The sequence below is a fragment of the Vibrio zhanjiangensis genome (assembly GCF_030161235.1).
In the GTDB taxonomy this organism is placed as follows: Bacteria; Pseudomonadota; Gammaproteobacteria; order Enterobacterales; family Vibrionaceae; genus Vibrio; species Vibrio zhanjiangensis.
On record NZ_BSPW01000095.1, the window covers coordinates 1 to 4871 of the forward strand.

The window sequence follows — 4871 nt, forward strand, 5'->3', positions numbered from 1 at the left end:
GTTAACGTAATGACAAAGTCGCTTGGTAATTAAGGTACGACAGAATCGCTTGGTGATCACATTCAGGAAGTAATATGAGTAACCCAAAGCTAGACATTGTTCAAGTTTCCCCCGAGCATGATGCGGCAATATGCGAGATCATTAAAAGAGTGGGTGAAGAATATGGTGCGGTTGGAGAAGGTTTTGGCCCTTCAGATGCGGAAGTATCCAACATGAGTCAATATTACTCACTGGATACGAAATCCTTGTATCTTGTTGCACTTCTAAACAATGAGATAGTCGGTGGATGTGGTATTGCCCCATTTGCAGAAGATGGGAAGATATGCGAACTCAAGAAGCTGTTTTTACTCAAAGAAAGCCGAGGGTTGGGCCTAGGTAAGAAGTTGTCGATACAATGCCTTGAGTTTGCCAAGCAACAAGGTTTTGAACAGTGCTATCTAGACACATTATCGAATATGTCTCAGGCCATTAAGCTCTATGAAAGCTTGGGTTTTGAGCATTTATCATCTCCACTTTTAGGCACTGTACACAGTGGCTGTGATGTATGGATGCTCAAACAGCTATAGTGCTGGGATTCTTTTAACCTATATTGAATAAAAGGCCTGTCGATACAGGCCTTTTTTATTTGTGCTGAGTGACAAACTCATACGGATCTTCTGATCAAAGTGATAGTGATAAAGGCAGTTCAGTAGATAGGGATATCTTACCATTGCTTTACATAGTGACTATTTATCTACCCATATTTTAATAGTTGTTCATTCGTAATGAGCCTTCGTTGCTATCAAGTGTGTCGGTCACTATTTTATGAGATACATATTATGTATCCTATCTTTAGTATTTATGCTCTAAAATGTGTGATATTTTAATTCTTTACTCGTAGGAGTGTAATTAGTCACCTCCTTTTAAATATTGAATCATTCATAATTTTTATAGTTAACATTGATTATCATTAGTGATTTATTTGTCATGAATTTTATTATGTTTTTATTAGAAGTTTAAAACTGCTAATAATATTATTTACATGTGGTGATATCTGAATTTATCGTACCTTGTTTGTATAAAACTCCTTTAAAAACAACATCTTTATATTTTTTCTTTTGTGTGTTGTTGATATTTTTATGAAACATTCTACCTTCCAGATGAGTGATATTTTACTTTATGTTTTTTGTGCTATTTTTGTATTTAAATTGAGTTATAAGCTCGGGATAAACAACAGAATTCTTTGGTTTCATTAACTTATTTGATTCTATCTATTGTTACTGACATCCAAGTTTTCACTTTTTAACGAAGGAGAAATTAGTGAAGATTAAAACAAAAATATGCTTATCTCTTGTTAGTATATATTCTTTACCTTTGCTTTGTGCGCCGCAATGGGAGCAAAAGAGTTATTCTGGTGGAAATTATGTGTGCCATGAAGAAGTACTATTTAAGTCTAAGTGGTGGGCTGGACCCTATAATGAACCGGATTCAAATGGACCAACAAAATCAAATCAGTCAGGATGGGGAAATCAACCTTGGTTGCCTCTTCTCGACGCCAAAGAATGCATAACAACCAGCAACAATCGAGCACCCATTGCGAATGCTGGTAAGGATATTAAAGTTCACTCACCAAGCACAGTGATCACTCTTGATGGCTCTGGATCATTCGACGAAGATGGCGACCGCCTCACTTATCATTGGCAACAAGTATCTGGTCCTGTGTTAGGCGTTAAAAACGAGTATTCCCAGTATGCTTCTGTGTCTATTCCAGATCTTGGAAACAATGAGAAGTATACGTTTAAGCTAACAGTTAGCGATGGGAAAACGACATCTCAGGACCAGGTTGTTGTCTCTTATATAGCCGACAACGAGCTTGTGACTCGGACTATACATGTTGAACAGCCGGGTAAAGGCAGTTATATCAAAAATGAACAGAGACGTGGATTTGAACCTACACCCCTGCAGTCCACAGGATTTTGGGTGGAAAAAGGTGAAACGCTTGATGTGTCGCTCAACATTTCCAATGGGAATAGTTCAACCCTTCCTAAGCTGTTTATTTCTTTACCTGATGACAGAACGTACAAGTTTTCTCATGCAGAAAAGCATTCTTTGTCAAAGGGTCTAAATAAAATAGAAGTAAATAAAAGTGGCATTTTATATATCTACTATGATGCTATCGAGCAATCAAGTGACATAACGATAGAGTTAATTTCAGGTGGTTCTCCTTTTGCTAGGTTTGATATAAATAAAAATGATAATTCCGATTGGGAAAGGATGCTTAATGAATATAGTGATATCCCATATATCGAGCTTGTCGGCAATAATACTATGATCACTGCTAAGAAGTACCCTGCGGTTAATTATATCTCCGAGCAAGGTCCTAAAGAATTATTGGTTGGTTGGGATAAAGTTATTGAGTGGTCACAAGAGCAATATGGGATAACGTCAACGGATAGAAATAGCCCTCATAGAAAGATTTTGCACAAATTTCATTATGTCGATGGATTGTCTCCAGAGGGTGTCATTAACGAGGATAAATGTGCAGGCTCGCTGAATGCGTGGGCATGGAGACTAATGGCTTGTTCAAGCAATGGTCTGAAGAGTATTTTTACAGTCAATAACGCGGTTATCAGTTCTTGGGGACCTTGGCATGAATTGGGTCATCATATGCAAGTAAGGCCATTCACATGGTCTGGCCTAACCGAGGTAACAGTAAACTTAACCTCCTTGTTCATTCAGCGTAAGTTTGGGTTGGAATCTAGATTGGAGTCCGGTAATACATGGGATAATGAAATATTCCCATATTTAAATCGTACCAATAGGGATTTTAGTTCATTAAGTGTTTGGGCTAAGTTAGGGATGTTTTGGCAGCTCGATCTAACATTTGGTGAGGACTTCTATAAACGTATAGCCACTAACTATCGAAATAATTCAATGTACAACTATAATCTTAGTAATGAACAAAAAATACAAAGATTTATTATAGAATCTAGTGTGGCTAGCAACTATGATCTTACTCCTTTCTTTGAAAAGTGGGGGCTTATAGCCAACAGCGATACAAAGGAAAAGATTAAAAATATGGGACTTGAAAATATGCAATTACCTATTTGGGAAAATAGGGATAAAAACATTAAGTATAAGTTAAGCATTGACAGATAGATTTATTGTCAATAAGTTAAAAATGAAATAATAAAATCGATAAGTAGCTAACTATTCTACTATAGGGTATATTTGTCGATTTTATAGAAAATCTATTATCAACTTTTAACTTAGATATTATTTATCATCTATCTTATTTTCTATAAGTAGAAAATTACAATTTATAAAACTGATTCAATGGGAAATCATCACTCGCATGTATTTGAGCATTTCAATCAATATTTTTTATATTGTGATTTAAAATCAAATGGATATGTTCATTTCATCATGGTGGTTTAGTGAGGCTGGATGTTGGTTTTCCATCTTTAGGTGCAGTTTTATTTTATTATTTTAATTTTTTTAAGTTAAATTTATCTTTTTGATAAATAATGCCTGCATCTGAATAGAGTATTAATCATATATTTATATTTAAATTTCTCTATTTAATTAAATAAGAGATTATATTGATTTTAGTGCGCTCGATAAGGAGAAAAGCGAGTGAAAGTAATAACTAAAATATTTATTTCAGTTGTGGGGATATATTCATCACAGCTACTTGCGGCTCCAGAGTGGGAACAGAAAAATTACTCTGGGGGAGCTTATGTATGTCATAAACAAACATTGTTTAAATCAAAATGGTGGGCGGGATCTTATAACGAACCAGATCCAAATGGACCTACGGCATCAAATCAACAGGGGTGGGGGACTCATCCTTGGTTACCTATATTGGATTCAAACGAATGTATTTCAGGACACTCAAATAAAGCCCCTTTAGCAATAGCAGGTGATGATTTTCACGTTCTCTCCTCATTTAAAGAAGAAGTTGTAGTGACTCTTGATGGTTCGGCGTCTTATGACCCAGACGGTGACTCACTTAAATACCGTTGGCGGCAAACTTCTGGTCCAACGATTAAATTTAATAGTGGTCAATATTGGAAAAAGGCAACATTTAATTTACCTGTGCTGAGTAAGGATACTGAGTTTCGTTTCAGTCTAACCGTTAATGATGGTGTTTATTCATCGGTTGATGAAGTGATAGTGCTGGGGTTAAAAGGAGAGTCAGAGAATCATGCCCCAGTCGCTGATGCGGGCCCAAGCCAGACTATCCAATCTCCCAACGACCGAGTGATACTTGATGGTTCTATGTCAACGGATGCCGACATGGATAGCTTAACTTATCTTTGGCAACAAAAGTCAGGACCTAGTGTTACAATTCAAGATGCTTATTTAGCTCAGGCACAATTTGTTTTACCAGAGTTAACCAATGATACAGAGTTTGTATTTCAGTTAACAGTGAGTGATGGTCAGGAAGCTGCAACAGACATCACGTTGGTGCAAGGTAAGGCAGTGCTTCCTCCGAAACTTCCCGGTTCCATAGTCATTGATATTGACACGAACAATAGCGGACTAAAGCCTTCGGACAAATATCAGTTGGTTTTAGTCTCTCGGTTGTCCGGTGAGCGTTTCTCATATCAATTGAACGCTGAAAATGGATTAACGCTGGATAATTTGAACTTAGGTGAGTACCAAGTGTGGGTTGAGTTTGAAGGAAATTATCAACCCGTGGCTTTACCAACAGTCATTACCTTGTCTAACGACCAACCTTATGAGTTGTCATTCGCTGTTAAGCCTAGTGTCGATCTTGATCAGCTGTCTATTATTGATGGTTTAAAAATCAATACAGTGGTCGACAGAAGTGGACCCCAATGGTTGGACACATAAACTAATTCCTTAAGTGGTTGATCCAGCTTATG

Annotated in this window: 3 protein-coding genes; all 3 read left to right on the plus strand. The window is 36.9% G+C overall.

Features of this window, described 5'->3' with window-relative positions; translation table 11 throughout:
• Positions 1-74: 74 nt before the first annotated feature.
• The 3 genes from QQK21_RS20335 to QQK21_RS20345 all read left to right on the plus strand — a co-directional run bounded on the left by QQK21_RS20335 (position 75) and on the right by QQK21_RS20345 (position 4839).
• Complete coding sequence (locus QQK21_RS20335) at positions 75-566, plus strand: GNAT family N-acetyltransferase (RefSeq protein WP_284193996.1); 492 nt, start codon at positions 75-77, stop codon at positions 564-566.
• 733 nt (positions 567-1299) lie between these two features.
• The gene (locus QQK21_RS20340) at positions 1300-3138 is read left to right on the plus strand and encodes a M60 family metallopeptidase (RefSeq protein ID WP_284193997.1); all 1839 of its coding nucleotides are present in this window, start codon (positions 1300-1302) and stop codon (positions 3136-3138) included.
• A gap of 477 nt (positions 3139-3615) precedes the next feature.
• A complete protein-coding gene (locus QQK21_RS20345; RefSeq protein ID WP_284193998.1) occupies positions 3616-4839 on the plus strand; it encodes a PKD domain-containing protein in 1224 nt (407 codons plus the stop codon).
• The last annotated feature ends 32 nt before the right edge of the window (positions 4840-4871 follow it).

Coding starts and splice junctions, on each gene's coding strand:
- QQK21_RS20335 (WP_284193996.1), top strand. CDS start 75: ATGAGTAACCCAAAGCTAGACATTGTTCAAGTTTCCCCCGAGCATGAT.